The 26,326-nt window shown below is 74.0% G+C and carries 22 protein-coding genes; 11 read left to right on the top strand and 11 right to left on the bottom strand.

The genetic code is table 11. The features are described 5' to 3' along the window. The first annotated feature begins 29 nt into the window (after positions 1–29). On the top strand, positions 30–941 hold the full coding sequence (locus ACIQR3_RS06675) for a cation diffusion facilitator family transporter (protein ID WP_403535465.1): 912 nt from the start codon (positions 30–32) through the stop codon (positions 939–941). Positions 942–1,014: 73 nt separating this feature from the next. Here ACIQR3_RS06675 and ACIQR3_RS06670 read toward each other — a convergent pair whose 3' ends face one another. Next, on the bottom strand, positions 1,015–1,464 hold the full coding sequence (locus ACIQR3_RS06670) for a nitroreductase family deazaflavin-dependent oxidoreductase (protein WP_403535463.1): 450 nt from the start codon (positions 1,462–1,464) through the stop codon (positions 1,015–1,017). Between the two features lie 174 nt (positions 1,465–1,638). On the opposite strand from ACIQR3_RS06670, the gene ACIQR3_RS06665 reads away from it, so the two are divergent. The 3 genes from ACIQR3_RS06665 (at position 1,639) to ACIQR3_RS06655 (ending at position 3,723) form a co-directional block, all read left to right on the top strand. Beyond that, entirely contained in the window at positions 1,639–2,829 is a 1,191-nt protein-coding gene (locus tag ACIQR3_RS06665; RefSeq protein WP_403535063.1) for a cytochrome P450, read from the top strand. Positions 2,830–2,843: 14 nt separating this feature from the next. After that, positions 2,844–3,047: a ferredoxin gene (locus tag ACIQR3_RS06660; RefSeq protein ID WP_403535061.1), complete on the top strand. Its 204-nt coding sequence runs from the start codon at positions 2,844–2,846 to the stop codon at positions 3,045–3,047. A 106-nt stretch (positions 3,048–3,153) separates the two neighbouring features. Beyond that, positions 3,154–3,723: a flavoprotein gene (locus ACIQR3_RS06655; protein WP_403535059.1), complete on the top strand. Its 570-nt coding sequence runs from the start codon at positions 3,154–3,156 to the stop codon at positions 3,721–3,723. Here the strand turns inward: ACIQR3_RS06655 and ACIQR3_RS06650 are convergent. Further along, positions 3,663–4,532 (bottom strand): hypothetical protein, encoded by an 870-nt coding sequence (locus ACIQR3_RS06650; protein ID WP_403535057.1) that lies wholly within the window; start codon positions 4,530–4,532, stop codon positions 3,663–3,665. The genes ACIQR3_RS06655 and ACIQR3_RS06650 overlap by 61 nt on opposite strands. A gap of 257 nt (positions 4,533–4,789) precedes the next feature. Here ACIQR3_RS06650 and ACIQR3_RS06645 point away from each other — a divergent pair, with 257 nt between their 5' ends. Then, the gene (locus ACIQR3_RS06645; protein WP_403535054.1) at positions 4,790–5,758 is read left to right on the top strand and encodes an aldo/keto reductase; all 969 of its coding nucleotides are present in this window, start codon (positions 4,790–4,792) and stop codon (positions 5,756–5,758) included. Positions 5,759–5,768: 10 nt separating this feature from the next. Here the strand turns inward: ACIQR3_RS06645 and ACIQR3_RS06640 are convergent, their stop codons facing one another. Together ACIQR3_RS06640 and ACIQR3_RS06635 are read right to left on the bottom strand one after the other, a co-directional pair. Further along, a complete protein-coding gene (locus ACIQR3_RS06640; protein ID WP_403535051.1) occupies positions 5,769–6,473 on the bottom strand; it encodes a DUF4232 domain-containing protein in 705 nt (234 codons plus the stop codon). A gap of 102 nt (positions 6,474–6,575) precedes the next feature. Further along, a complete protein-coding gene (locus ACIQR3_RS06635) occupies positions 6,576–8,969 on the bottom strand; it encodes a SpoIIE family protein phosphatase (RefSeq protein ID WP_403535048.1) in 2,394 nt (797 codons plus the stop codon). Positions 8,970–9,230: 261 nt separating this feature from the next. Here ACIQR3_RS06635 and ACIQR3_RS06630 point away from each other — a divergent pair, with 261 nt between their 5' ends. From ACIQR3_RS06630 to ACIQR3_RS06605, 6 genes are all read left to right on the top strand, one after another. Next, a complete protein-coding gene (locus ACIQR3_RS06630; protein ID WP_403535046.1) occupies positions 9,231–12,320 on the top strand; it encodes a glycoside hydrolase family 2 TIM barrel-domain containing protein in 3,090 nt (1,029 codons plus the stop codon). 293 nt (positions 12,321–12,613) lie between these two features. Continuing rightward, positions 12,614–13,873, top strand: coding sequence for a hypothetical protein (locus ACIQR3_RS06625; RefSeq protein WP_403535043.1), 1,260 nt, complete (start codon positions 12,614–12,616; stop codon positions 13,871–13,873). A 164-nt stretch (positions 13,874–14,037) separates the two neighbouring features. Beyond that, positions 14,038–16,275: a glycoside hydrolase family 9 protein gene (locus ACIQR3_RS06620; RefSeq protein WP_403535040.1), complete on the top strand. Its 2,238-nt coding sequence runs from the start codon at positions 14,038–14,040 to the stop codon at positions 16,273–16,275. A gap of 88 nt (positions 16,276–16,363) precedes the next feature. After that, positions 16,364–16,612: a hypothetical protein gene (locus ACIQR3_RS06615; protein ID WP_215166918.1), complete on the top strand. Its 249-nt coding sequence runs from the start codon at positions 16,364–16,366 to the stop codon at positions 16,610–16,612. A 3-nt stretch (positions 16,613–16,615) separates the two neighbouring features. Then, positions 16,616–16,993, top strand: coding sequence for a toxin Doc (locus tag ACIQR3_RS06610; RefSeq protein ID WP_215166919.1), 378 nt, complete (start codon positions 16,616–16,618; stop codon positions 16,991–16,993). Positions 16,994–17,218: 225 nt separating this feature from the next. Further along, positions 17,219–18,817, top strand: a complete 1,599-nt coding sequence (locus tag ACIQR3_RS06605; protein WP_403535036.1) for an RICIN domain-containing protein — start codon at positions 17,219–17,221, stop codon at positions 18,815–18,817. Here ACIQR3_RS06605 and ACIQR3_RS06600 read toward each other — a convergent pair whose 3' ends face one another. From ACIQR3_RS06600 to ACIQR3_RS06570, 7 genes are all read right to left on the bottom strand, one after another. After that, positions 18,818–19,987, bottom strand: coding sequence for a lactate 2-monooxygenase (locus tag ACIQR3_RS06600; protein ID WP_403535034.1), 1,170 nt, complete (start codon positions 19,985–19,987; stop codon positions 18,818–18,820). 108 nt (positions 19,988–20,095) lie between these two features. After that, entirely contained in the window at positions 20,096–20,335 is a 240-nt protein-coding gene (locus tag ACIQR3_RS06595) for a CDGSH iron-sulfur domain-containing protein (protein ID WP_403535031.1), read from the bottom strand. Further along, complete coding sequence (locus ACIQR3_RS06590; protein ID WP_403535028.1) at positions 20,316–20,969, bottom strand: HemK2/MTQ2 family protein methyltransferase; 654 nt, start codon at positions 20,967–20,969, stop codon at positions 20,316–20,318. Before ACIQR3_RS06590 ends, ACIQR3_RS06595 begins: the two co-directional genes overlap by 20 nt. Positions 20,970–20,990: 21 nt before the next feature. Beyond that, positions 20,991–22,004 carry an iron-containing redox enzyme family protein gene (locus ACIQR3_RS06585; protein WP_403535025.1) on the bottom strand — a complete coding sequence of 338 codons (1,014 nt, stop codon included), beginning with the start codon at positions 22,002–22,004 and terminating at the stop codon, positions 20,991–20,993. Between the two features lie 94 nt (positions 22,005–22,098). Beyond that, positions 22,099–22,290: a hypothetical protein gene (locus ACIQR3_RS06580; RefSeq protein WP_403535023.1), complete on the bottom strand. Its 192-nt coding sequence runs from the start codon at positions 22,288–22,290 to the stop codon at positions 22,099–22,101. 80 nt (positions 22,291–22,370) lie between these two features. Next, complete coding sequence (locus tag ACIQR3_RS06575; RefSeq protein ID WP_403535020.1) at positions 22,371–23,426, bottom strand: Ppx/GppA family phosphatase; 1,056 nt, start codon at positions 23,424–23,426, stop codon at positions 22,371–22,373. A 79-nt stretch (positions 23,427–23,505) separates the two neighbouring features. Then, positions 23,506–26,325 carry an NHLP bacteriocin export ABC transporter permease/ATPase subunit gene (locus ACIQR3_RS06570; protein ID WP_403535017.1) on the bottom strand — a complete coding sequence of 940 codons (2,820 nt, stop codon included), beginning with the start codon at positions 26,323–26,325 and terminating at the stop codon, positions 23,506–23,508. Position 26,326 lies beyond the last annotated feature (1 nt).

Here is a 26,326-nt window from a genome sequence, read left to right as displayed (position 1 = left end):
GGGCGACCGACCGGCGTACCCGCGTCACCGTGCTGGTGGCGCTGGCCGCCAACCTGGTGATCGCCGTCGCCAAGGCGGCCGGCGGCTTCGTCGCCGGATCACCGGCGCTGCTGTCGGAGGCGGCGCACTCCGTGGCCGACAGCCTCAACGAGGTCTTCCTCCTCGCCGCGCTGCGCCGCAGCCGCCGCCCGGCCGACCGCCGGCACCCCTTCGGCTACGGCAAGGAGCGGTACTTCTGGTCGCTGCTCGCGGCCGTCGGCATCTTCGTCATGGGCGGCTGCTTCTCCTTCTACCAGGGCGTCGAGGCCCTGCGCACCGGCGCCGAGGAGGAACTGAGCGGCTACGTCGCCGGTCTGGTCGTGCTCGGGGTCGCCTTCCTCGCCGAGGGCGCCTCGCTGCTGCGGGCCCTGCACCAGGTGCGCCGGCAGGGCGGCGGCCTGAGCGACCCGGCCCTGCGCACGGTCGTCGCCGAGGACGGCACCGCGGTGCTCGGCGTGACCCTCGCCATGATCGGCATGGCGCTGCACATGGTCACCGGACAGGTGGTCTGGGAGGCGTCCGCCTCGCTCGCCATCGGCGCGCTGCTCGTCTACGTCGCCTACCGGCTCGGCCGCGAGGCCCGCGACCAGCTGATCGGCGAGGCCGCCGACCCGGAGGCCACCGGCCGGATCCGGGCCCTGCTGGAGGCCCAGCCGGAGATCGACAGCGTCGAGGCCCTGTTCACGATGAAGACCGGCCTCGACTCCACCCTGGTGGCCGCCCGCATCGACCTGGTGCCCGGCCTGGACAGCGAACGGGTCGAAGAGGTCGCCGTACGCATCAAGCGGTCCCTCGCCAACACCGTGCCCGAGGCGGGGCAGATCTTCCTGGACGTGACCGACCGGCTCGCGCGGGAGGCAGGCGAAAGCCCCGCCGCGACGGGGGAACGCGGCGGGGCCTGACCTCCGGGTGCCCGGCGGCGGCCGGTTCATGCACGGCCGGGCAAGAAATTCTCAGCGGCCTCCCGGCCTGCTCTCAGGAACCGTCGGCGGGCTCCAGCACGAAGACCGGGATCTCCCGGTCCGTCTTCCTCTGGTAGTCGGCGTAGTCCGGGAACGCCGCGACGGCCCGCTCCCACCACTCGGCCTTCTCCGCGCCCGTGACCTCACGGGCCGTGAAGTCCCGCTTCACCGCCCCGTCCTGGAGTTCCACCCGCGGGTCGGCCTTGACGTTGAAGTACCACACCGGATGCTTCGGCGCTCCGCCCAGCGAGGCGACCACCGCGTACCGGCCGTCGTGCTCGACGCGCATCAGCGGCGTCTTGCGCAGCTTCCCGCTCTTCGCGCCCCTGGTCGTCAGCAGGATCACCGGCAGACCGGTGTCCCGCAGGGTCGTGCCCTCGGTGCCGCCGGACCTCTCGTACAGCTCCACCTGCTCCCGCACCCACTGCGTCGGGCTGGGTTCGTACTCGCCCTCAAGAGGCATCTGCATCCGTCCATTCGTCGGTCGTACGGCTCACTGGCACCGAGGTCAACGCCATCCGGTACGGAATCCATTTCTACCGCCTCCCGGACGCGATCCCCGGCTGCTGTCCCGGTGCGCCGATCTGGCCGAACTTCGCGTCGCCGCCCGGCGGAGCGCGGCATCTAATGGACTGTCATGCCGGATATGACCGAACCCGTCACCTTCCCCCAGGACCGGACCTGCCCCTACCAGCCGCCCGCCGGCTACGACCGGCTGCGCGCCACCCGGCCGCTGACCCGCGTCACCCTCTACGACGGCCGCCCGGCCTGGCTGGTCACCGGACACGCCACCGCCCGCCGGCTCCTGGCCGACCAGCGGCTGTCCACCGACCGCACCCGCCCCGGATTTCCCGCCACCTCACCACGGCTGGCCGCCACGGCCGGCCGCAAGGCCGCGCTGCTGGGCGTCGACGACCCCGAACACCGGGCCCAACGCCACCTGGTGCTCCCCGAGTTCACCCTGCGGCGGGCGACGGACCTGCGCCCGCGCATCCAGGAGATCGTCGACGAGCACCTCGACGCGCTGACCGCCCAGGGCCCGCCCGCCGACCTGGTGACCGCCTTCGCGCTCCCCGTGCCGTCGCGGGTGATCTGCGCGCTGCTCGGCGTCCCCTACGCCGACCACGCCTTCTTCCAGGAACAGTCCCGCCGGCTGCTGCGCGGACCCGCCGCCGACGCCCTGGACGCCCGCGACCGCCTGGCGGCGTACCTCGGTGACCTGATCGACCGCAAGCGCGCGGACCCCGGCACCGGCCTGCTGGACGAACTGGTCCACCGCCCCGGCCCGGACACCCCCGGCCGCGAGGAACTCGTCGCCCTGGCGGTCATCCTGCTGGTCGCCGGCCACGAGACGACCGCCAACATGATCTCCCTGGGCACCTACACCCTGCTCCGCCACCCCGAGCGCCTCGCCGAACTGCGAGCCGGCCCCGCCCTGCTGCCCGCCGCCGTCGAGGAACTGACCCGGACCCTGGCGATCACCGACGGTCTGCTGCGGCTGGCCGTCGAGGACATCGAGACGGACGGGGAGACCATCCGGGCCGGCGACGGCGTCGTCTTCGCCCTCTCCCTCATCAACCGGGACCCGGCCCTGTGCCCGGAGCCGGACGCCCTCGACTGGCACCGCCCGACCCGCCTCCACCTCTCCTTCGGCTCCGGCATCCACCAGTGCCTCGGCCAGCACCTGGCCCGTGCCGAGATGGAGATCGCCCTCGGCACCCTCCTGCGCCGGCTGCCCGGCCTGCGCCTGGCCGTCCCGGCCGAGCGGATCCCCCACAAACCCGGCGACACGATCCAGGGAGTGCTGGAACTCCCCGTGACCTGGTAGGAAGCTGACGGACCATGCGCATCGACATCGACACAGACGTCTGCATCGGCGCCGGCCAGTGCGCCCTGACCGCCCCCGACGTGTTCACCCAGGACGACGACGGCTACGGCGCCGTCCTCCCCGGCCGCGAGGACGGCGGCGGCAGCCCCCTGGTCCGGGAGGCGGCCCGCGCCTGCCCGGTGGGCGCCGTCCTCGTGACGGATCATCCAGCGGGCTGACACCTGGCATGGCATCCGGCCACCCTGCCCCGGGGGACCGGGCGGCGGCACACGAGCCGGCCGGAGACCGTCACCTCGCCGGCCGCCCGCTGAGTAGGCTTCCCGGGTGACCGAACCGGACCGGAAACCCTTCCTCTACGTGGTCGTCTGCGCCGCCGGCGTCGCCGCGGACGTCGGCGAGCTGATCGAAGCGGCGCAGGGGCGCGGCTGGGCGGTCGGGGTGATCGCCACCCCGACCGCCGCGACCGACGGCTTCTTCGACGTCGCGGCCGTCGAGACGCTGACCGGCCGCCCGGTGCGGGCCCGCTCACGCCGCCCCGGCGAACCCCGCCCGTTCCCCGCGCCGGACGCCGTGATCGTCGCGCCCGCCACCTTCAACACCCTCAACAAATGGGCCGCCGGCATCGCCGACACCCTGGCCCTGGGCACTCTGTGCGAGGCGTACGGCCTCGGCGTGCCCATCGGCGTACTGCCCTACGTGGGCGACGCGCTGGCCGCCCACCCGGCCCACCGGGAGAGCCTCGCCCGGCTGCGCGCGATGGGCGTCCGCTTCGGCACCCAGGACGCGGCCGGGTTCCCCTGGGAGCGGGCGCTGGACCTCGTCGATCGTCCGGGTCAGGACCGGTCGCAGCCCACCGTCGGCCCCACCAGCATGCCGCCGGTGAACACCTCCTGACCGCGCGGCATCCAGTACCCCAGCTTCGACACCACCGTCGAGCAGGCCGCCTTCAGGGCGACACGGACCCGCACGGTGGCCGGCCGGCCCGGCTGGAGGTCGGTGAACGCGCAGTCCAGGGAGTGCTTGAGCCGGTCGGTCGACGGGTGACGGCCCACCAGCGGATTGACGCAGCGGGCGTCGTCCGTGGCCAGCTCCACCCCCGACCCCTCCTCGCCGATGAGCCCGAAGCGGGCGCTGCCGTCCCCCGCGTCGCTGTCCCGGTGGACGGTGTAGGTGAGGGTGGTGACGGTGTCCGGCCGCAGCACGCGACGGTCGACCTCGACGCGGTGGGTGGGGGCGGGCCTGGGCGCGCTCAGCCGGAGCGTCGCGCGCACCGTGCCGCGCAGGTCCACGCCCCCGGGCTCGGAACGCGCGTGCACGGTCGCGGTGATCTCGTACGTCCCCGGGCCCGGGTAGGTGGCGTCCGCGCCGGGCAGCGTCCCGGAGGCGGCGGTCGCGCCGTCGCGCCGCGCGGTCCAGGTCCCGGAGGTCAGACAGGCGTGCCGGACGGCCGCCCGGGAGCCGGTGGTACAGGTGGCGGGCGCCGAGACGGACAGGCCGCGGGCGCCGCCGCTCGCGCACAGGCTGACCGCGGCCCGCTGACCGCCCGCGCCGCGCAGGGTGCCGGCCGGGGCGCACAGCGTCGACGCCGTCCCCTCCGCCGGCTTCGGCACGGGACCCGGCCGGCCCCAGGCGGACGGGACGAGGGCCAGGCACAGCACGGCGGCACCGGCCAGGACCGGGACACTTCTCGGACGGATCGGCACATCTTCCTCCGGAAACAGTGAGGGAAACGCTGAGGGAAACGCTGAGGGAAACGCTGACGGGAACGCTGACGGAAACGGCGGCGGACCGGAGGGCCGGGCAGCCGCCGTCTGGGCCGAGGATGCGCGAGCCCGCCCGTCCACGGGCCGCTCCCACGCCGCACGGTCACCTCAAGGCCGTAGGCTCTTCCTGGAAGATCACTCGACCTGAAGATCACTCAACCTGAAGATCACTCGTCCTGAAGGCGGGAGCGGCAACGGTGCAGTACGTGAAGCTCGGTTCGACGGGCCTGGACGTCTCGCGGATCTGTCTGGGGTGCATGACCTACGGCGTGCCCGAGCGGGGCCCGCACGAGTGGACCCTCGACGAGGACGCGGCGCGTCCCCTGATCCGGCAGGCGGTGGAGGCCGGGATCACCTTCTTCGACACGGCCAACGTCTACTCCGACGGCACCAGCGAGGAGATCGTCGGGCGGGCCCTGGCCGACTTCGCCCGCCGGGACGAGATCGTGCTCGCCACCAAGGTGCACGGCCGGATGCGGCCCGGCCCCAACGGCGGCGGCCTGTCCCGCAAGGCGATCATGACCGAGATCGACCACAGCCTCCGGCGGCTGGGCACCGACTACGTGGACCTGTACCAGATCCACCGCTGGGACCCGCACACACCCGTCGAGGAGACGATGGAGGCCCTGCACGACCTGGTCAAGGCGGGCAAGGTGCGCTACATCGGGGCCAGTTCGATGTACGCCTGGCAGTTCTCCAAGGCCCAGTACACCGCCGAGCGGAACGGCTGGACCAAGTTCGTCAGCATGCAGAACCACTACAACCTGATCTACCGCGAGGAGGAGCGGGAGATGCTGCCGCTCTGCGCGGACCAGGGCGTGGGCGTGCTGCCGTGGAGCCCGCTGGCCCGCGGGCGCCTCACCCGTGACTGGGGGACCGCCACCCGGCGCAGCGAGACCGACCGCTTCGGCGGCACCCTCTACCAGGAGGGCGACCGCGCCATCGTCGAGGCCGTCACCCGCATCGCCGGCGAGCGCGGCGTCCCGCGCGCCCAGGTGGCGCTGGCCTGGCTGCTGAGCCGGTCCACGGTGACCGCGCCGATCGTCGGAGCGGCCAGGTCCGGACACCTGGAGGACGCGGTGGCGGCGGTCGGACTGGAGCTGAGCGACAAGGAGGCCGAGGAACTGGAGCGGCCCTACGTGCCGCACCCGGTCGCCGGGCACTGAGCCGGGCGGCTCAGGGGCCCGTGCCGGGGGTCAGGGCGGTGAGCGAGACCTCGGACTCGTTGCCGCCCACCGGAACCTCGCCCGCCTTCCAGGTCACCTCCAGGGCGTCCCGCTCGTCCGGCGGGGTGACGAGCAGGGTCGCCGGGGCGGCGGTGCGCGCCCCGCTGATGTCCGGACTGGCGAACGACAGCGCCGACCAGGCGCTCTTGCCCGGGGTGAGGGTGACGGTCCGGGGCGAGGCCGGGTCGCGCACCGGGTCCGGGCCCAGCTGCTTGCCGGACGCGTCGACGAACGCGGCGCCCGGATAGCCGTACAGGGTGCAGGTGCGGGACGAGGTGTTGGTCAGGACCACGGGGAAGTTGCGCTGGCCGGCGCCCGGGTCGACGCGGCCGACGGAGGCCCGCAGCTCGGTGGTGCGGCAGCGGCCGTCGGTGCGGGCGGAGGCCGACGCGGACCCGGCCGTGTCGGTCGGGGCGGTGCTCGGTGCGGCGCCGGACGCGGGGGCGCTGGGGGAGTCCGTGCCGGGTGCGGCCGTGGTCCCGGCCGTGTTCCCGCCCGTGGCCGTCCCCGTGGCCGTCCCCGCGGTCGTCGGGGAACGGTCCGGTGCCGTCGCCGTACCGCCGCTGTCGCCGCCGCAGGCGGTCAGGGCGCCGAGCAGCGCGACCGCGCCCGCGAGCAGCGCCGTCCCGCGTACCGGCCGGTATGTGTTCACCATCGCTGCCTCACCCTCCTGGGGATTCGTCACGACCGGACCGGGGTTGTTTCCCTCCGTCCTGTCTGTCCGGATGTCCCGTCGCGAGGCCGGGGAAACCGGCGTTCATCTCTGGTCCAGCAGCGCCATCTCCGCCCAGATCGTCTTGCCCTCGGCGGTGTGCCGGCTGCCCCAGCGCTGGGTGAGCTGGGCGACCAGCAGCAGACCGCGTCCGCCCTCGTCCCAGGTCTTGGCGCGGCGCAGGTGCGGGGCGGTGTGGCTGGTGTCGGACACCTCGCAGATCAGCGTGGTCGCGTCATGGATCAGCCGCAGCCGGATCGGCGGGGCGCCGTAGCGGATGGCGTTGGTGACCAGTTCGCTCACCACCAGCTCGGTGGTGAAGGACGCCTCCGTCAGCGACCAGGTGGCCAGCTGTTCCAGGACCTGCTTGCGGACGGGGGCGACCAGCGCCGGGTCGGCGGGGATGTCCCAGGTCGCCACCCGGGACGGGGGCAGGCCCCGGGCGCGGGCCAGCAGCAGGGCCACGTCGTCGGCGGCGCCGCCCGGCGGCAGCAGGGTGCGCAGCACCCGGTCGCAGGTCTCGTCCAGGGCCGCGGACGAGGTGCCGGGCGGGGCTGCCGCCAGGGTCTCGCACAGCAGGGCGATACCGGTGTCGCCGTCCCGCTCCCGGCTCTCGATCAGCCCGTCGGTGTAGAACGCCAGTACGGAGCCCTCGCTGAGGTCCAGTTCGGCCGACTCGAACGGCAGCCCGCCCACGCCCAGCGGCGGCCCGGAGGGCAGTTCGACGTGGTGGGGCCGTCCGTTCGGCGGGACCAGGACGGGCGGCGGATGACCGGCCCGGGCCAGGGTGCAGCGCCGGGAGACCGGGTCGTACACCGCGTACAGACAGGTGGCGCCGACCTCGCCGGTGCCGTCGCCGCCGGACTCGTCGGAGAGCCGGACGACCAGGTCGTCGAGGTGGGTGAGGAGTTCGTCGGGGGCCAGGTCGATGTCGGCGAGGGTGCGCACGGCGGTGCGCAGCCGGCCCATGGTGGCCGACGCCTGGATGCCGTGGCCGACCACGTCCCCCACGACCATCGCGACCCGCATCCCGGACAGCGGGATGACGTCGAACCAGTCGCCGCCCACTCCGGCGCGGGCCGCCGGAAGGTAGCGGGAGGCGGCCTGTACCGCCGCCGTGGGCGGCAGCTGGCGGGGGAGCAGGCTGCGCTGGAGGGTCAGGGTGGTCTCCCGCTCCCGGGAGTAGCGGCGGGCGTTGTCGATGCAGACGGCGGCCCGCGCGGTGACCTCCTCGGCCAGCAGCACGTCCTCGTGGGTGAACGGCACCGGGCTCCGGAAGCGGGCGAAGACCGCGACCCCGAGGGTGGCGCCCCTGGCCTGGAGCGGGACGCACAGCATGGAGTGGACGCCGTCCTCCCGCACCCCCCGGAACGGGACCTCGTCCCGGTTCTGCCACCCCTCGCCGTCCCCGGAGGGCACCGTGGTCACGATCGCGCGTCCGGTGACCAGGCACTCGGCCTGCGGGGAGACGGCCGGGTAGTCGTCGAGCCGGCCCGGTTCGGCCACCGCCTCGGGACAGCCCGGGGTGATCGACGTGTGGGCGGCCCGGCGCAGGGTCACCGGCGGCAGGGGCCGGTCCGGGTGCTCGCCGCCGTGCTCCCCCGGGTCGAGCAGGTCGACGCTGACGAAGTCGGCGAGGACCGGGACGCAGACCTGGGCCAGTTCCTGGGCGGTACTGGTGACGTCGAGCGTGGTGCCGATGCGCACGCTGGCCTCGTTGACCAGCTGGAGCCGCTCCCGGGCCCGGTGCTGCTCGGTGAAGTCGTGGACGCTCGCGCAGACGCCGCGGATCCGGCCGTCGGGGCCGGTCAGCCGCGCGACGCGGGCCAGCCACGCCTGGGGGTGCGTCTCGCCGGGGACCGGCTGGAACGTCTCCACCTCGTGCGGCTTCCCGGTGACGAGCACCCGCCGGAGGTTCTCCTCGTACTTGGCGTACTCCGGGTGGCTGTCGATGTCGGTGAGCCGCAGGCCGAGCAGGTGCTCGGACGGCACCATCGTCAGACGGGCCATGGCGTCGTTGACGCCGCACAGGCGCAGCTGTTCGTCGAAGATCAGCATGGCGCAGGGCGACTGGGTCAGCGCCAGGTTGACCAGGGGGTCGTCCGCCGGGTCGGGGACGCTGTCCAGCGCCGCGACCGCCAGCCAGCCGGCCGGACGGCCGTCGTCCGGCCACCGGCGGTGGGCCAGCACCCGGGCGGACACCACGTGTCCGTCGCGGTGCCGCAGCTTCAGCACGCCGTGCCAGCGCGCGTCGCCGGGTTTCGGGAACTCGTCCTGGCCCGCGCCGGCCAGCAGATCGGCGGCGGGCCGCCCCACGACTCCTTCCGGCGGGTGGCCGAGCAGTCTGCTCGCCCCCTCGTTCCAGTGCAGTACCACGCCGGTGTCGTCGATGACAGCCCGGGCCGTGGCGGCATCGTCGTACGGATTGACCGGGCTCATCGTCGCCACTCCATCGCGCACACTCACAGTGAACGGTGTGTCACTTGGGGCACAGCGTAGTGCGTCACAGGGGTCGCGCGGACCCGAATGCGGGCTGTACGGCACTTGGTGGGCGCACGGGGTCTTCAACAGGCGCGTCGGGGGCGGCGCGTGCGGTAGAAGTGCGCCTCCGCCCCCTTGACGGACTGCTGTGACGCATCGACAGAATCTGTTTGTTCGCGATCGCTTGTGAGTACTTCTGGGCCCTGATGAGGGAGAGCCATGACAGTCACGCGCAGATCGGTCCTGATCGCCTCCGCGGCCACCCCGGCGGCCGGGGTGCTGCCGGTCGCCCCGGGGGCGTGGGCGGCGGATGAGAAGGAAGGTTTCTCCGGCCGTCGTACCGTCCCCCTGCGGGACGGCTGGCGCTTCACCCTCGCCGATCCCGTGGGCGCCGACGAACCCGACGCGGACGCCGCGGACCCCGGATACGACGACTCCGCCTGGCGCGAGGTCGCCGTCCCGCACGACTGGAGCATCGAACAGGCGCCCACCACCGAGCACGGCACCACCAGCGGTACCGGCTTCCTGCCGGGTGGCCTCGGCTGGTACCGCCTCTCCTTCACGCTGCCGGCCGCGCTCGCGGGCAAGCGGATCGCGGTGGAGTTCGACGGCGTCTACATGGACGCCCACGTCTGGTGCAACGGCACCGAGGCGGGCCGCCACCCCTACGGCTACACGGGTTTCGCCCTCGACCTCACCGGCCTGGTGCACACCGACGGCCGGACCCGGAACGTGCTCGCGGTCCGGGTCCGCAACCGGCTGCCGAGCAGCCGCTGGTACTCCGGCAGCGGCATCTACCGCGAGGCCCGCCTGGTCGTCACCGAGCCCGTGCACGTGGCGCGCTGGGGCACGTACGTGACCACCCCGGAGGTGACCGGCGAGCGGGCCGTCGTCCGGGTGGCGACCACGGTGGCGAACGCCTCCGGCGCCTCGCGCGAGGTCGAGATCCGCTCGGCGGTCCAAGACCCCGACGGCCGCACCGTGGCCCGCGCCTCCTCCACGGTCGCCGTCGGCGCCGACGACCGGAGCGAGACCCACGAACTGGCCGTCGCCCGGCCCCGCCGCTGGGACTTCGCCGCCCCCGACCGGTACACCCTGCGCACCGAACTGCGCGTCGGCGGCCGGACGGTGGACACGTACGACACCGTGTTCGGCATCCGCACCGTCCGGATCGACCCCGAGGAGGGCTTCCACCTCAATGGCGTCCACGCCAAGCTGAAGGGCGTCGACCTCCACCACGACCTGGGCGCGCTCGGCGCCGCCGTCAGCGCCGACGCGGTCCGCCGGCAACTGGAGATCATGAAGTCGATGGGCGTCAACGCCCTGCGCACCTCGCACAACCCGCCCGACCCGGCGGTGATCCGGGTCTGCGAGGAACTCGGGATCGTCATGCTGGTCGAGGCCTTCGACTGCTGGCGCACCGGCAAGAACCGCTGGGACTACGGGCGGTTCTTCGACGAGTGGTGCGAGACGGACGCCGGCGAGATGGTCCTGGCGGCCCGCAACTCGCCCGCCGTCGTGATGTGGTCGATCGGCAACGAGGTCCCCGACTCCACCTCCACCGCCGGTCTCGCCATGGCCGACCGGATCATCGGCGCGATCAGGGCCGCCGACGGCACCCGCCCCCTGGTCATCGGCTCCGACAAGTACCGCAGCATGCCCGCCAAGGGCTCGGCGGCCGACCTCATGCTCGCCAAGCTCGACGGACTCGGCCTCAACTACAACACCGCCAAGTCGGTCGACGCGCTGCACGCCGCCTATCCCCACCTGTTCCTGTTCGAGTCGGAGTCCTCCTCGGAGACCTCCACGCGCGGCACGTACCAGGAGCCCGAGCACCTCAACACCGGGGAGAACCACACCCCCGGCAGGCGGGCCACCTCCTCCTACGACAACAACCTCGCCTCCTGGACCATGAGCGGCGAGTACGGCCACAAGAAGGACCGGGACCGCAGGTGGTTCACCGGGCAGTTCCTGTGGTCGGGCATCGACTACATCGGGGAGCCGACGCCGTACGACGTCTTCCCGGTGAAGGCGTCCTTCTTCGGCGCCGTGGACACCGCGGGCTTCCCCAAGGACATGTACCACCTCTTCCGCAGCCAGTGGACCGAGGAGCCGATGGTCCACCTGCTGCCGATGACCTGGAACCACGCGGCGGGCGACACGGTCGAGGTGTGGGCCTACGCCAACGTGGACACCGTCGAGCTGTTCCTCAACGGGGCGTCGCTGGGCGTGCGGAGGTTCGACACCAAGAAGACCGTGGACGGGCGGAGCTACCTGGAGACCACCGAGGCCACCGGCGACGACAAGACCTTCACCGACGGTCCCTGGCCGGGCAGTTACACCAGCCCCAACGGCAGCGCGGGCAAGCTCCACCTGACCTGGAAGGTGCGGTACGCGCCGGGCGAGCTGAAGGCCGTCGCCCGGCGGGACGGGAAGACGGTCGCCACCGACGTGCTGCGCACGGCCGGTGAGCCGTACGCGATCCGGCTGACGCCCGACCGGAAGTCCCTCGCGGCGGACGGCCGTTCCCTGGTCTTCGTCACCGCCGACGTCGTCGACCGGCACGGCACGGTGGTGCCCGGCGCCGAGCACCTGATCACCTTCGACGTGACCGGCGGCTGTCTCGCCGGGCTCGACAACGGCCGGCAGGAGAGCGCCGAGCCCTACCAGGCGAGCACCCGCACCGCCTTCCACGGCAAGGCCCTCGCCATCGTCCGCTCCGGCACCCGGGCCGGGACGCTGAAGGTGACCGCCCGCGCGGAGGGCCTGCGCACGGGCACGGCCACGGTGCGCGCCGAGCGGGCGGCGGACCGCGCCACCACGCCGGCGCCCGCGTTCCGGGCGGAGCACCCGGCGCCCGTGGAGACCCCGCACGCGGACGCGAGTTACTCCGGCCGCCCCGACACCCTTCCGGCCGCCATGCTCGACGGCGACCCGGCGACCGGCTGGTCCAACGGCTTCGTCAAGGCGGCCACCGCCCTGCTGCCCGCCTTCGACGGCGCCCGCGCCGAGGACTGGGTGAGCGTCGACTACGGACGCGCCCGCCGCTTCGACCGGATCGAGGTCTCCTTCACCACCGACGCCACGTACAGCCTGCCCGCCGCGATCGGGGCCGAGGTGTGGAACGGCCGGGCCTGGCGGGCCGTCGAGGGCGCCCGTACCGACTGGGCCACCGCCTCCGACCGGCCCACGGTCGTCACCTTCGACCCGGTCCGCGGCTCCCGGATCCGCCTCACCCTGACCAGCGGCCACCCCGGTGAGCCCCGGGGCGCGGTACGGATCAGCCGGCTGGAGGCGCCGGCCGCCTGACCGGTACCGGGGAGGGCGCACGCCCAGGAGCGGCTCGCGCCCTTCCCGGCCCACGCGGACCGCCGATCTCGCCGGGGGGTTGTACGGCGTTCTGCGGATTGTCGCGGTGCGGAGGGTGCGCCTTGACTGGAGGGTGCCCGGTGGGGGCCGGTCGGGGTGGATCGGGGGCGCACGGTCGTACGAGGGGGACCGACCACCCTCTCCCGCGGCTCCCGGTCCGGGCCCGCGGCCGTCACAGGGCCGGGACACCGACATCCGAGGGGGACTGATCCATGCGCAGCAGACACCGATCCATGCGCGGCAGAGGGGCAACGGCCGTCGCCGCCCTGACCGTCGCCGCGTCCGTCGCGGTACTGCCGGTACCGGCGACGGCGCACGGCCGGCCCGACGACCGGCCGAAGGCGCACAACATCAGACTGACCCAGGGCGCCGACGCGGGTTCCCAGGAGCCGTCCCTGAGCGCCGACGGCCGCTACGTCGTGTTCACGTCGAAGGCGTCCAACCTGGTCCGCGGTGACACCAACGGCGTCACCGACGTCTTCCTGCGGGATCTGCGGACCGGCCGCGTCCAGCGCGTCAGCACGGACGCCACCGGAGGCCAGTCCGCGCAGGGCGCCATCTCCGGAACCATCAGCGCGGGCGGCCGCCACGCCGTGTTCATCTCGGACTCGCCCGACCTCGTCCCCGGGCAGACGCACGCCAAGCGGTCGGTCTACTGGCGTGACCTGCGGACCGGGCAGGTCAGGTACGTCGGCAACGACATCGGGCAGAACATGGTGTACGCGCGGTCCGCCACCGTCAGCGCGGACGGCCGGTACGTCGCGTTCGGGGCGGGCACCGGGATACCCAGGCCGGGCGTGGGGATCGGCGTGCGCGACATGCGGACCGGGAAGCTGACGGTGCTCTCCGGCTCCACGTCCTACAACGAGTACCTGGGCGCCCTCAGCGACGACGCGCGCGTGCTGGTGCACACGGTCGGCTTCTACTACAGCTCGTACAGCGACGTCCAGGTGGTGAACCCGCTCACCGGGGAGCGGCGGTCGGTGTACCTCACGCCCGGGGGAGCGCGTGCGAACGGGACCGCGTTCGACGCGGACGTCAGCGGCAACGGCCGCTATGTCGCCTTCGGTTCGACGGCCACGGACCTCGGCCCCCAGGACGCCAACGGCGCCGGCCGCAACGTCTTCGTCCGCGATCTGCGGACGGGCTCCCTGCGGATCGTCGAGGCGTCCGACCCGTCCCTGTGGACGCTGGACGGGAAGCTGAGCCGGGACGGCCGGTACCTGCTCTTCCGGGCGGCGGCGAAGTCGTCGGACTCGGGGATCTGGTACCTGCGCGACCTGCGGACCGGCCGCACCAAGGTGGCCGTCACCGATGCCTCCGGCGATCCGGCCCTCGTCGGCGGTTCCGGCGGGCCGGCCCCCGCGTACCTCGGCGAACGGCCGCTCGACGCGCGCGCCGGGACGGTCGCCTTCCACACGGCGGCCGAGAACATGGCCCCGGGCCCGCGTTCCGGGGACGGCAATGACGCCTACGTACGCCGGATCCGCTGAGACGGCTCGGCCAGGCGCGCGGCGGTCCGGACGGAACGCGTTCCGTCCGGACCGTTGACGCGATGTCATGGCTCCAACAAACATGGTCGGCGTCCGCCTATGGGAGCGCTCCCACGCCGCCGCGCCGGGAGCGTCGCCCGCACCTCCCCCCGAGGAGCCCAGACGTGAGAAGACGCAGCACCGTCCTCGTGCCCCTGACCGCCCTGCTGGCCGCGGCCCTCACCGCGCTGCCCGCGGGCCCGGCGGGCGCCGAGGAGACCGAGCAGGTCAGGAACGGCACGTTCGACGACGGCACCGAACCCTGGTGGACGACCGGCAACCTCGCCGCCGCCGTGGACGACGGGCGGCTCTGCGCCGACGTCCCCGGCGGCACCGCCAACCGCTGGGACGCGATCATCGGCCAGAACGACATCCCGCTCGTGGCGGGGGAGACGTATCGTTTCTCCTTCCGTGCGAGCGGCACGCCCGGCGGACACCCGGTCCGGGCCCTGGTCGGCCTCGCGGTCGAGCCCTACGACGCCTACCACGAGGTCAGCCCGCAGCCGAGCGTCTCCGGCGACAGCTACTCCTACACCTTCACCGCACCCGCCGGCACCGCCCAGGGCCAGGTCGCCTTCCAGGTCGGCGGGAGCGCCGAGCCGTGGCGGTTCTGCGTGGACGACGTGTCCCTGCTCGGCGGAGCGGAACCGGAGCCGTACGAGCCCGACACCGGGCCGCGGGTCCGGGTCAACCAGGTCGCCTACCTGCCGGACGGGCCGAAGAACGCCACCCTCGTCACCGACGCGACCGGCGCGCTGCCCTGGCGGCTGGAGGACGCCGGCGGTGCGGTGGTCGCCCGCGGCCGGACGGTGCCGCGCGGCACCGACGCCTCCTCCGGGCAGAACGTCCACACCATCGACTTCGGCCGCTACGGCAAGCGGGGCACCGGCCTCACCCTGGTCGCCGACGGCGAGACCAGCCGCCCCTTCGACATCGGCACCGCCGCCTACGAGCGGCTGCGCGCCGACGCCGCCAAGTTCTACTACACCCAGCGCAGCGGCCTCGCGATCCGCGACGACCTGCGTCCCGGCTACGCCCGCCCCGCCGGGCACGCGGGTGTCGCACCCAACCAGGGCGACACCGACGTGCCCTGTCAGCCCGGTGTCTGCGACTACCGGCTCGACGTCTCCGGCGGCTGGTACGACGCCGGCGACCACGGCAAGTACGTCGTCAACGGCGGCATCTCGGTGTGGGAGCTGCTGAGCACCTACGAGCGCGCGCTGCACACGCGGGGAGCCGAACGCTTCCGCGACGGCACCCTCGCCATTCCCGAGAGCGGCAACAAGGTGCCCGACCTGCTCGACGAGGTCCGCTGGGAGCTGGACTTCCTGCTGAGGATGCAGGTCCCCGAGGGGCAGCCGCTGGCGGGCATGGCCCACCACAAGGTCCACGACGAGCAGTGGACCGGCCTGCCCCTGCTGCCCAGCGACGACCCGCAGAAGCGCGAACTGCACCCGCCGACCACCGCGGCCACCCTCAACCTCGCCGCCACCGCCGCCCAGGCGGCCCGCCTCTACGCGCCCCACGACCGCGCCTTCGCCGCGCGGGCGCTGAAGGCCGCGCGCACGGCGTGGGCGGCGGCGCTGGCCCACCCCGAGGTGTACGCCGACGAGAACGACGGCGTCGGCGGCGGCGCCTACCCCGACCGGGACGTGCGCGACGAGTTCTACTGGGCGGCGGCCGAGCTGTACCTCACCACCGGCGAGAAGGACTTCCGGGACCACGTGCTCGCCTCGCCGGTCCACACCGCCGACGTCTTCGGCCCGCTCGGCTTCGACTGGGCCCGCACCGCCGCCGCGGCCCGCCTGGACCTGGCGACCGTGCCGAGCCGGCTCCCCGGCCGGGACGCCGTCCGCCGCTCCGTCGTCCAGGGCGCCGACCGCTACCTGGCCACCCTGGACGCCCACCCCTACGGGATGCCGTACGCCCCCGAGAACAACGTCTACGACTGGGGCTCCAGCCACCAGGTCCTCAACAACGCGGTCGTGCTCGCCACGGCCCACGACCTCACCGGCGCCGCGAAGTACCGGGACGGCGCCCTGCAGAGCATGGACTACATCCTCGGCCGCAACGCGCTGAACATCTCCTACGTCACCGGCTACGGAGAGGTCAGCGCCCACCACCAGCACAGCCGCTGGTACGCCCGCCAGCTCGACCCGGCGCTTCCCGACCCGCCGGCCGGCACGCTCTCCGGCGGTCCGAACTCCAGCATCCAGGACCCCCTGGCCCAGGCGAAACTCCAGGGCTGCGTCGGCCAGTTCTGCTACATCGACGACATCCAGTCCTGGTCGACCAACGAGACCACCATCAACTGGAACGCCGCGCTGGCCCGCATGGCGGCCTTCGTGGCCGACCAGGGCTGAACCCGCCTCCCGCCCCGGCGGTACCGCCCGGAGCCCGTTCTGACCTGCCGGTATTTACGAGTCAGTACCCGAGCGGTACCGTGGAGGCATGCCAGCCTTGAACGTGGAGTTCAGTGACCGCGAACTCGAGGACCTGCGTCAGATCGCCAAGGAGCGCGGTACGTCGATGAAGGCCCTGGTCCGAGAAGCCGCCGCCGCCGACATCGCGCGGCACCGGGCGCTCCAGGAAGGCGCGGAGGCGTTCCGCCGGTTCTTCCAGGGGCACGCCGAGGAGTTCGCCGCCGCCTTTCCCGACGACGAGCCGCCGCCCGCCCGGGGCGAGGGACGGGCCGCCTGACGCATGGCTTCCGTGCTCCACATCGACGTGCCCTGGCTGCTCCAGCGCCACGAGGAAGTGCTCCCGGACCAGCCCGTCGTCAACGACTTCTCCGCCCTGGTCGCCGCCGTCGCCCGGCACCGGGTCGACCCGCCCCGCCTCGGCGTGGACTCCGACCCGGCCTGGCGGGCCGCCGCCCTGCTGCACACACTCGCCGTGCTCAAGCCGCTGCCGTCGGCCAACGCCCGGTTCGCCTGCGCGACCGCCGTGGCCTACATGTTCGTCAGCGGCGCCGGCATCGACCCGCCCTACGGCGCGCTGGTCGACCTGGCCCGCGATCTGATGTCCGGCAAGGCCGACATCTACCGCGCGGCCGACCGGCTGCGCTCCTGGCAGATATGACGCGCCGGGGCCCACGCAGCGGCTCGTACGAGGGCTGACTTTCCTTCAAGTGTGCAGGTTTCCCAAGTACCTTGTTGACCTTCTGTGTTCGTGCCAGAGTGATGCCCCCGTGCGGGGGGTGACGGCCGGGTGACGCACGCGCCCTGATGGACCGGGTCCGCTTCACCGTCGGTGCGCGCTCCCCGCTGTCGGCATTCGCCTGCGCGTGGGAAGGAAAACCCCTCAGTGCCCACCCCTCGTCCCCCTCGTCCGCTCCGGCCCCCGTCCGGCGGAGACCCGGGGGAGTCCGACGACGTCCTCGCCGCCAGACTGCGGGAGCGTCCGGAGAACCTGGCCGCCTCCGCCGCCGCGCTGCTCACCGCGCGGCACTGGCGGCCGGCGCACGACTACGCCGCCATCTGCCTCGCCACCCCGGCGGACGTCGCCGCGATGGTCACCGCCGCCGCCTTCCGCAAGGTCCTGGACCGGCTCGCCCAGGGAGACCCGGCCGAGGCCCTGCGCCCCCGGCTCCTGGTGGCCGTGCGCGACACGGTCCGGCAGTGGTCCGCCGACGACCGGATGTCCGCGATCCTGCCGGAACTGCTCAAACCGGCGGGCGGACGCGGCATGCGCACCGCCACGTCGCTGACCCCGGAGAACCGGACGCTGGCCGCGCGGGCCTTCGCGTCGCTCCCGGCGACCGCCCGCTGTCTGCTGTGGCACACGGAGGTCGAGGCCGAGCCCGTCAGCGTCCCGGCCGGCCTGCTGGGCCTGGACCACGACACGGCGACGGCGGCGCTGGCACAGGCGCGGGAACACTTCCGCGAGGCGTGTGTGCGCGCCCACCAGCAGTTCGCGCCCACCCAGGACTGCCGGTTCCACAACCGGCTCCTCGACGTCCCGATCCGCCGGGGCACCGAACTGCTCCCGGACGTCCGCGACCACCTGGAACGGTGCCGGCACTGCCGGCACGCGGCCGAACAGCTCGCCCTGGCCGAGACCGGACCGGCGACCCTCATCGCCGAGGCCGTACTCGGCTGGGGTGCCCGCCGCTACCTCGACTCCCGGCCCGGCCGCGCCGCCCCCGGCCCCCGCGCCGGGGACACCGCCCGGCACCGCGGCGCCCGCACCGGCCTGCTGGCCCGGATGCCCGTGCGCCGCCCGCGCTCGGCCGGGTCGGTCCTCCGCGGCGTCGGTGCCGCCTCGGCGGGCGTCCTGATGACCGCCCTGGTGATCAACTCCTGGAGCTACGACGGCAGCAGCGCGGGACCGGCCGCCTCCACCGGCGTCACCGGCCACGAGCCCTCCGCCTCGGCGCCCGCCGCGCCCGCGCCCACCGGGGCCGCCGGACCGCCCGCCGCACCGGTCGGCACCCGGCTGCGCAACGAGGCCGCCGGGCTGTGCCTGGACGTGCCCGGCGTGCCGGAGGCCGGGGCGGGCGCCCGGCTGACGCCCTGCTCGTCGCGGTGGACCCAGCAGTGGACGTACGAGGACGACGGGCTGCTGCGGTCGGTGGCCGACCCCGGGCTGTGCCTGGACTCGCGGGCGGACGCCGGCGTCGTCGTCCTGGGCACCTGCGCCGACGAGGGCAGCGCCCGGGGCCACGACGTGCGCTACGCCCTGACCACGGACGACGAACTGGTGCTCCGCCGGGACCCGCAGCTCGCCCTCGCCGCCACCGCCGCCGAGCCGGGCGCCGACATCGTGGTCAAGCTGCGCGACAACTCCACCGGACAGCGCTGGCGCACCGACCCGGCCCCGACCTCCCCGACGCGCTCCGGGGCGGCGTCGGCCGCCGGGCGGGGGGACCCGGCGGCGCGCTCCGTCGGGCTGGCCGGCCGCTGATCAGCCGGTCTCCTCGACGAGGTCGGCGGGGCCGGGGCCGGCCGGTGTGGCGTGTCCGGACAGGGCGAGGGTGAGGTCCAGTTCGGCGAGCAGGCACCGGACGACGTGCTCGACGCCCGCCTGGCCGTCCAGGCCGAGGCCGTAGACGTAGGGCCGGCCGAGGAGGACGGCTCGGGCGCCGAGGGCCAGTGCCTTGAAGACGTCGTCGCCGGTGCGGACCCCGCTGTCGAACAGGACGGTGAGCCGGTCGCCGACCGCGTCCGCCACCCGCGGCAGCGCGTCGGCGGCGGCGACGGAGCCGGCCACCTGCCGGCCGCCGTGGTTGGACACCACCACGCCGTCCATCCCCGCGTCCGCGGCGAGCCGCGCGTCGTCCGGGTGCAGCACGCCCTTCAGCACGATCGGGCCGTCCCAGTGCTCCCGCAGGAAGGCCAGGTCCGGCCAGGTCTTGGCGGGGTCGGAGAACATGCCGACGAAGTGCAGCACCGCCGCTCTCGGGTCCTCGTGCACCGGCTTGGCCAGGCCGGCCTGGAAGGCGGGGTCCGAGAAGTAGTTGGAGGTGCCCACGCCGTGCAGGAACGGCAGGTACGCCTGGTCGAGGTCGCGCGGGCGCCAGGACAGCAGCGGGGTGTCCAGCGTGACGAACAGCGCGGTGAACCCGGCCGCCGCGGCCCGGGCCAGGAAGCTGCGGGCGACCTCGCGGTCCTTGGGCCAGTACAGCTGGAACCAGCGCTCGGCGTCGCCCATCGCCTCGGCCACCTGCTCCATCGGCGTGCTGGACGCCGAGGACAGGACGAACGGCACCCCGTGCGCGGCGGCGCCCCGGGCGGCGGCCGGCTCGGCCTCCGGATGCATGATCGACAGTACCCCGACCGGTGCGAGGGCCAGCGGCGCCGGCAGGCTCCGGCCCAGTACCTCCACCGACAGGTCCCGCTCGTGCACGTCCCGCAGCATCCGCGGCACGATCCGGCGCCGGGCCAGCGCCGCCCGGTTGGCGCGGGCGGTGGAGCCGTCGCCCGCGCTGCCCGCCACGTACCCGACGGGGCCGGGTCCGAGCCGTTGCCCGGTGAGCGCCTCCAGCCGGGTCAGGTCGGTGGGCAGCCGGGGCACGGCGCCCGTCGTCCCGTTCAGGTAGATCTCGTACTGGAAGTCCGCCCAGTGCTTGGCCATCCGTGGGTCCGCCTCTCGTCGTCGGCCCGGCGCGCCCGACGATACTCACCGGTAGGCGGGGGCCGTCCAACGGCCGGGGACGGGGTGACGGGGGCGTGCGCGCCTGATTCAGTCCTTCGGCGCCGCGCCGTCGGCCGGGGCGTCGCCGGGCTGCCGGCGGGCGCGGTGGCTGGTGTCGCACCACGGGAAGCGGCGGCTGCGGCGGCAGGTGCACAGGGCGACGCGGAACCGGTCGGAGGAGACCGTCGTGCCGTCCTCCAGCTCGATCTCCACCGGGCCCTCCACCAGCAGGGGGCCCTTGCGCTGGACCGTGATCCGGCGGGGGGTGTCAGACGGGGAGTTCGGCACGGACGACCACCAGTTCTTCCTCGTTGTCGGTCCCGGACAGCAGCCCCCGCCGCCGCAGCCAGGCCTCCCGGCCGCGCAGCACCGGGCCGAAGGCGATGCGGCGCCGCCGGGTCACCGCGGCCTTGAGCCCGGCGGTCCGCAGGTGTCCGACGGTGCCGTCGGGGTCGCTGAACGCCGACTGCACCAGCAGCAGCACTCCGCCGGGCCGCAGCCGCGCGGGGGCCTGCCGGCAGATCCGGTCCAGGTGCAGCCGGCCGTCGTGGCCCGCCTCCCAGGCGCGGGCCGCGCCCCGCGGCCGCCGCTGCCCGGCGGGCGAGGGCACGTACGGCGGGTTGGCCAGGATCAGGTCGAAGGTCTCGCCCAGCACGGGCGTGAACAGGTTCCCGTGCCGCACCCGGACCGGCAGACCGGCCCGCGCGGCGTTCAGCCGGGCCGTGCACACCGCCCGCCAGGACACGTCCACCGCGGTGACCCGGGCGCCCCGGCGGGCGGCGGCCAGGGCCAGCGCCCCGCTTCCGGTGCACACGTCGAGGACGTCCGCGCCGGCGGCGAGCGGCTCGTCGTTCAGGGCGTCGGACAGCAGCGCCGTGTCTTCTTGCGGGGCGTACACACCCGGCAGCACCAAGGGACTCACGCGCCCCGGGTACCCCACCGGTCAGGAAGTATGGGCCACGGCTTCCGCCAGCGGGGTGCGCAGGGACGAGCGGCCCGCCCGCCACTCGGTGAGCAGCCGGGCGGCGAGGAGGTCCTCGACGTGCCCGGTCGCGTCGATGCCGAAGACCACGTCGGGCGCGAGGTGCGGCTCCTGCTCCAGCAGGCCGCCGATCACCTCGTGGCGGACGACCTGCTCATGGACCGCGTCGGCCTCGACGTGCTCGTCGTAGAAGTGCTCGGCGGCCGGTCCGGCGCCGGTGCGGCGCATCGCCTCGGCCAGCCGCCGGGAGCCGGGCGAGGAGGTGATCTCGACCGCCGCGAAGTGGCCCACGAGGGCGCCGCGCAGGGACCGGTGCAGTCCGAACAGGGACATCATGTTCACCGTGGCCAGCGTCTCCGCGCACGCGGCGTCCAGGTAGCGGCCGTACGTGGTGTCCAGGCCCAGGTCGGTCATCAGGTCGGCGAACAGCTGGGCGTGCACGCGGTCGGCGCGTCCGCCGCCGTACTCGTCGTACTCCACCGCGGCCATCCCCGCCTTGGCCCGCCCCCACAGCCGGGGCAGCACCCAGGCGTGCGGGTCGGCCTCCTTCAGGTGGTACAGGGAGCGCTGGGCGGCGTACTCGCGCAGGTGCCACAACTCGCCCTTGTCGCGCAGGAAGTGGGTGACGCCCGTGCCGTCCACCGGCTCCACCAGCAGGTCGCCGACCGCGTCCTCGACGGTGTCGTGGACGCGGGTGCCGGCCCGCAGGGCGGCCAGGAAGCGGCTTTCCAGCGCGGCGCGGAAGCGGAGCAGGGCGGGGTCCCACTCCTTCTCGGCGTCCACTCCGGCGAAGCCGCGGTAGTGCAGCTCGTAGCACTGGTAGAGGGCGAGCTGGAGGTCGTCGCCCCAGGCCGGGACGGACTCCACGGTCTCGGTCCGGGGGAGGGGGCCGGTGCCCCGCAGGTGGTCCCGGACGGCCGCGGAGAGGGGGCCCCGGGGGGACGGCAGTGAAGGTTCTTCGCGGTCGGTGTGCATGGGGTGGCGGGTACCCGGGAGGACGGCCGGCATCCCCGTCAGGGGGTGGGGGTGAGGGTTGTGGGGCGCCCGTGCCCCACAACGGTCAGGCCCCTCAGTCGCCCTCCGACTGCTCCTGCGCCCCCGTGTTGGGGGAGATCGCGTCCCCCGCCTCGCCGCGGTGCCGCCGCTCCCGCTTCGCCTCGGGGTCGCGCGTCTCCGCCTCCTCGATCTCGCGCATGACCTCTTCCAAGGCCGTCTCGGGCTTCTCGCCGCGGTTCTCGCCGTTCTCGCCGTTCTGGGTCATGAACGCTCCTTGCCTCGACATTCGACAGTGCGTGGTGGAAAGTGCGTGGTGGAAAGTGCGCGGTGGAAAGTGCGTGGTGGTCAGCGCAGGGCCGCCGCGATCCGCAGCGGCACCGGGCCGCCCGGACCGACGGACTCCTCGTTCTTCCCGTTCTTCCCGTTCTTCTCGTTCCGCTCGTCCTGCTCGTTCTGCCGGATGATCTCCGCCCACCAGGAGGGGCCGTCCTCGATGTGGCGCAGCAGCACCCCCTCGCGGATCGCCCACGGGCAGACGGTCACCGTGTCCAGGCCGGTCAGCTTCATCGCGGTGTGCCCGATCACCGCGCCGGCCAGGCTCTGCGCGGCGCGCGGCGCGGAGATGCCGGGCAGCCGGGCCCGTTCGGCGGCGGGCAGCGCGGCCAGCCGGTCGATCGCCGTCCTCAGGTCGCCGCAGTGCAACTCCCGCTCCACGAACGGCCCCTGGCGGCCGGGCGCGGCACCGCACAGCCGCCCCAGCTGCTGGAAGGTCCGTGAGGTGGCCACGGCGGTGCGCGGCCCCTCCCAGCGGATCCGGGCCGCCGCGTCCCGCAGCTGGTGGCGCACCCGGCGGCGCAGCGCCCGGATCGCCTCCGGCGCCGGCGGGTCCTGGTCCCCGAAGAACTCGTGGGTCAGCCGGTTCGCGCCCAGCGGCAGCGAAGCCACGAAGTCGGGCAGCCGGCCGCGGCCGAAGGCGACCTCCAGGGAGCCGCCGCCGATGTCGAGCAGCGCCAGCGGACCGGACCGCCAGCCCATCCAGCGCCGCGCGCCGAGGAAGGTCAGCTCGCCCTCCACCTCGCCCGGCAGGGTGCACAGGGGGACGCCCGTGCGGGCCCGCACGGCGCGCAGCACCTCCTGCCGGTTGGGCGCGGACCGCACCACCGCGGTCGCGAACGCCAGCGGCCCGGACGCGCCCCAGCGGGTCGCGGTCCGGCTCGCGGCGGCGACCGCCTCGACCAGCCGTTCGACCGCCTCCTCGGGGATCGGCCCCCCTGGTCTGACCTGCTCCGACAACCGCAGCCGCCATTTGGCGGTGTGCACCGGCAGCGGTATCCCGCCCTCCGCGTCCGCCACCACCAGCCGGACCGTCTTCGACCCCACGTCCACCACGCTGATTCGCATGCTGCCGCAGGTACCCATTTACCGAGCGGATCAACGTCGTTCACCGAGAGTTGGCCGGTCGAGGCCCCTTTACGGCCGGTCAGGCCAACTGGCGCCGGACCAGTTCGCGCAGCCGGCCGCCGGTGTCCGCGAGCAGCGCGGCCGGCGGCCCCTGCTGGACGACCTTGCCGTCCTCCATGACGATCACGCGGTCGGCGTCCAGCACGGTGGACAGGCGGTGCGCGATGACGATCCGGGTGGCGTCGAGCGCCTTGGTGGACTCGATCACGGTGCGCTGCGTCGCGTTGTCCAGGGCGCTGGTCGCCTCGTCGAAGAAGAGCACGCGCGGCCGGCGGATCAGCGCCTGCGCGATCATCAGCCGCTGCCGCTGGCCCCCGGAGACCGATCCGGCGCCCGAGACGATGGTGTGCAGGCCCATCGGCATCCGCCGGATGTCGTCGGCGAGCCCGGCCAGCTCGGCCGCCGCCATCGCCTCCTCGGGCGTGTACGGCTGGGTGCCGCAGATGACGTCCAGGATCGACCCGGTGAACGGCTGGGCGTGCTGGAGCACCACCCCGCACTGCCGCCGCACCGCCGACTGGTCGAGCGCGGCCAGGTCCTGCCCGTCGTAGAGGACGCTGCCGGAGAGCGGGCGGTCGAAGCCGATGAGCAGTCTGAGCAGTGTGGACTTGCCGCAGCCGCTGGGGCCGACGATCGCCGTGAACTCGCCCGGCCGCACCTCGAAGGACACGTCGTCCAGCACCAGCGGACCGTCGTCGGTGTACCGGAACGACAGCCTCCGCGCCTCGATCGCCCCCGTCAGCCGGCCCGGCCGGGTGCTTCCCGTGCGCACCTCCGGACTCGCCTCCAGCACCGGCTTGATCTCCTCGAACAACGGCAGCGCGGCCACCGCCGACACGAACGCGCCGGTCAGCTGGGTGACCGAGGTCAGCAGCATGGTCACCGAGGTGTTGAAGGTCAGGAACTGGGCCGCCGACATCGAACCGCGCGCCGGGCCCGCCAGCAGCATGAACATCAGCAGCGTGCACAGCGGCAGGTAGACCGCGCCCAGCACCGCGTTGAGGTTCTTGATGTGCCCGGCCTTGCGCTGCAGTTCCCGGCTGCGCGCGAACTGGCCGGCCCACGCCGCGTAGGCGTAGTTCTCGGCCGCCGCCACCCGCAGCTTGGGCAGGCCGCGCAGGGTCTGGAACGCCTGGTTGTTCAGCTTGTTGCCGAGCACCACGAGCCGCCGCTGCCAGCGCACCTGCCACAGCCCCAGCCCCAGGAACACCGCCGCCACGACGACCAGCATGCCGACCGCCGCCAGCGCCATCGGCACGCTGTACCAGAGCAGCAGCGCCAGGTTCATCACCCCGACGGTCACCGACTGGGCCACCGACGGGCCGACCCCGGCCAGCAGCCGGCGGATCTGGCTGATGCCCATGGCGGCACTGGCCAGCTCCCCGGTGGAGCGCTCGGTGAAGAACTTCGTCGGCAGCCGCAGCAGCCGGTCCCAGACGGCGGGCTGGAGGATGGCCTCGATCCGGCCCTCCAGGCGCAGGATGGTCAGGTTCTGCAACAGTGTGAAGGCCGCCGCCACGACACCGCCGATCATCACCGCCAGACAGACCTGCGGGATCAGACCGGTCTGCGCCTTCGGCACGTACTCGCCGAGCACCTTGCCGGTGGCGACCGGCACCAGCGCCCCGATCGCCACCGTGACCAGGCCGGCGAGCAGGAGACGTGCCAGATCGCCACGGGTGCCCCGGAGACAGAACCGCAGCAGCCGCAGCGGACCGGTCCGGCGCTCCGGCAGCGGACGGTAGAACATCACCGCGCGCGGCTCGAACTCCCCGGCGTTCGCCTTCTCCACCGGCGTCCGCCGGCCGGTCGCCGGATGCACGGCCACATACCCGCCGCGCCGCCACAGCAGCGCCACCGGCGCCCCGGACAGCGCCCGGTGCCCCACCAGCGGCCCGACGTCCTCCCGCCACCAGCGTCCTTCAAGGCGCACCGCCCGGGTCCGTACCCGCGAGGCCAGCGCGATCCGCTCCACCTCGTCGAGGCGGTCGCTCTCGGCGGTGCCGCGCGAGGGCTCGGCGAGCGCGATCCCGGCGGCCCGGGCGACCAGCTCGCAGGCCGCGTACGTGGCGTCGGCGTCGGCGGCCGTGGCGCGCGGGTGGTCCCGCTTGCCGAGGGAGGCGAGCAGGGTGCGGTCCGCCCGGGCGCGCACCGCCTCGCCGGCCTTGATGCCGGCGGCGGTGCGGGTCTCGTGGGTGCGCTCCAGCTGCTCGATCCAGCGGTCCAGGGCGGTCAGCAGCCGGTACTGCTGGTCGACCATGGACTGCCACAGCGCCGGGTCCATCAGCAGGTCGGCCGCCGCCTGGTCGCCGTAGACCGCGCCGTACTGGACACTGCCCGGCGGGACCTGCATCCAGAACACGTCGTCGTCGCCGACCGTCCCCGCCTGGTCGCCCGCCATCGGCGCCTGGAAGAGGACGGACAGGCCCCGGCCGACGCCGAGGGCGAGGGCGTACTCCAGCGGGCTCGTCGTCGGCGGCACGTACTGGGGGTTGCCGTACTCGTCGTAGGACCAGGTCTGGGTGCTCGCCGGCTGGTACAGCTCGCGCAGGCCGACGCGGCGCACCACGCAGTTGCGCAGCGGGCGGGCGACCAGGGTGTGCCCGGGGCCCGCGACCGGGCCGAGCAGCAGCGCGCCCGCCTCGAGGCGGCCCAGGTGGTGCCAGGTGCCCTGCTGCCGCGCGTCCACCGCGAACAGGTCGACGGCACCCGCCGCGACCAGCCACAGCACCTGCGGCCCTTCCAGGTCCAGGCGGCCGAGCCCGGCGCAGTCGACCGGTGTGCCCAGCGCACCCAGCGCGCCCAGGACGACATCGCTCCCAGGGTGTACGTCGGTCATC

Origin of the sequence: Streptomyces sp. NPDC090994 (assembly GCF_044768905.1) — a bacterium.
Classification (GTDB): domain Bacteria; phylum Actinomycetota; class Actinomycetes; order Streptomycetales; family Streptomycetaceae; genus Streptomyces.
This window is presented reverse-complemented; position numbering and strand designations above follow the sequence as displayed.

Coding starts and splice junctions, on each gene's coding strand:
- ACIQR3_RS06570 (WP_403535017.1), bottom strand. CDS start 26,325: ATGACCGACGTACACCCTGGGAGCGATGTCGTCCTGGGCGCGCTGGGT.
- ACIQR3_RS06670 (WP_403535463.1), bottom strand. CDS start 1,464: ATGCCTCTTGAGGGCGAGTACGAACCCAGCCCGACGCAGTGGGTGCGG.
- ACIQR3_RS06625 (WP_403535043.1), top strand. CDS start 12,614: ATGCGCGGCAGAGGGGCAACGGCCGTCGCCGCCCTGACCGTCGCCGCG.
- ACIQR3_RS06585 (WP_403535025.1), bottom strand. CDS start 22,004: ATGCACACCGACCGCGAAGAACCTTCACTGCCGTCCCCCCGGGGCCCC.
- ACIQR3_RS06640 (WP_403535051.1), bottom strand. CDS start 6,473: ATGGTGAACACATACCGGCCGGTACGCGGGACGGCGCTGCTCGCGGGC.
- ACIQR3_RS06580 (WP_403535023.1), bottom strand. CDS start 22,290: ATGACCCAGAACGGCGAGAACGGCGAGAACCGCGGCGAGAAGCCCGAG.
- ACIQR3_RS06635 (WP_403535048.1), bottom strand. CDS start 8,969: ATGAGCCCGGTCAATCCGTACGACGATGCCGCCACGGCCCGGGCTGTC.
- ACIQR3_RS06630 (WP_403535046.1), top strand. CDS start 9,231: ATGACAGTCACGCGCAGATCGGTCCTGATCGCCTCCGCGGCCACCCCG.
- ACIQR3_RS06615 (WP_215166918.1), top strand. CDS start 16,364: ATGCCAGCCTTGAACGTGGAGTTCAGTGACCGCGAACTCGAGGACCTG.
- ACIQR3_RS06665 (WP_403535063.1), top strand. CDS start 1,639: ATGCCGGATATGACCGAACCCGTCACCTTCCCCCAGGACCGGACCTGC.
- ACIQR3_RS06600 (WP_403535034.1), bottom strand. CDS start 19,987: ATGGCCAAGCACTGGGCGGACTTCCAGTACGAGATCTACCTGAACGGG.
- ACIQR3_RS06610 (WP_215166919.1), top strand. CDS start 16,616: ATGGCTTCCGTGCTCCACATCGACGTGCCCTGGCTGCTCCAGCGCCAC.
- ACIQR3_RS06660 (WP_403535061.1), top strand. CDS start 2,844: ATGCGCATCGACATCGACACAGACGTCTGCATCGGCGCCGGCCAGTGC.
- ACIQR3_RS06575 (WP_403535020.1), bottom strand. CDS start 23,426: ATGCGAATCAGCGTGGTGGACGTGGGGTCGAAGACGGTCCGGCTGGTG.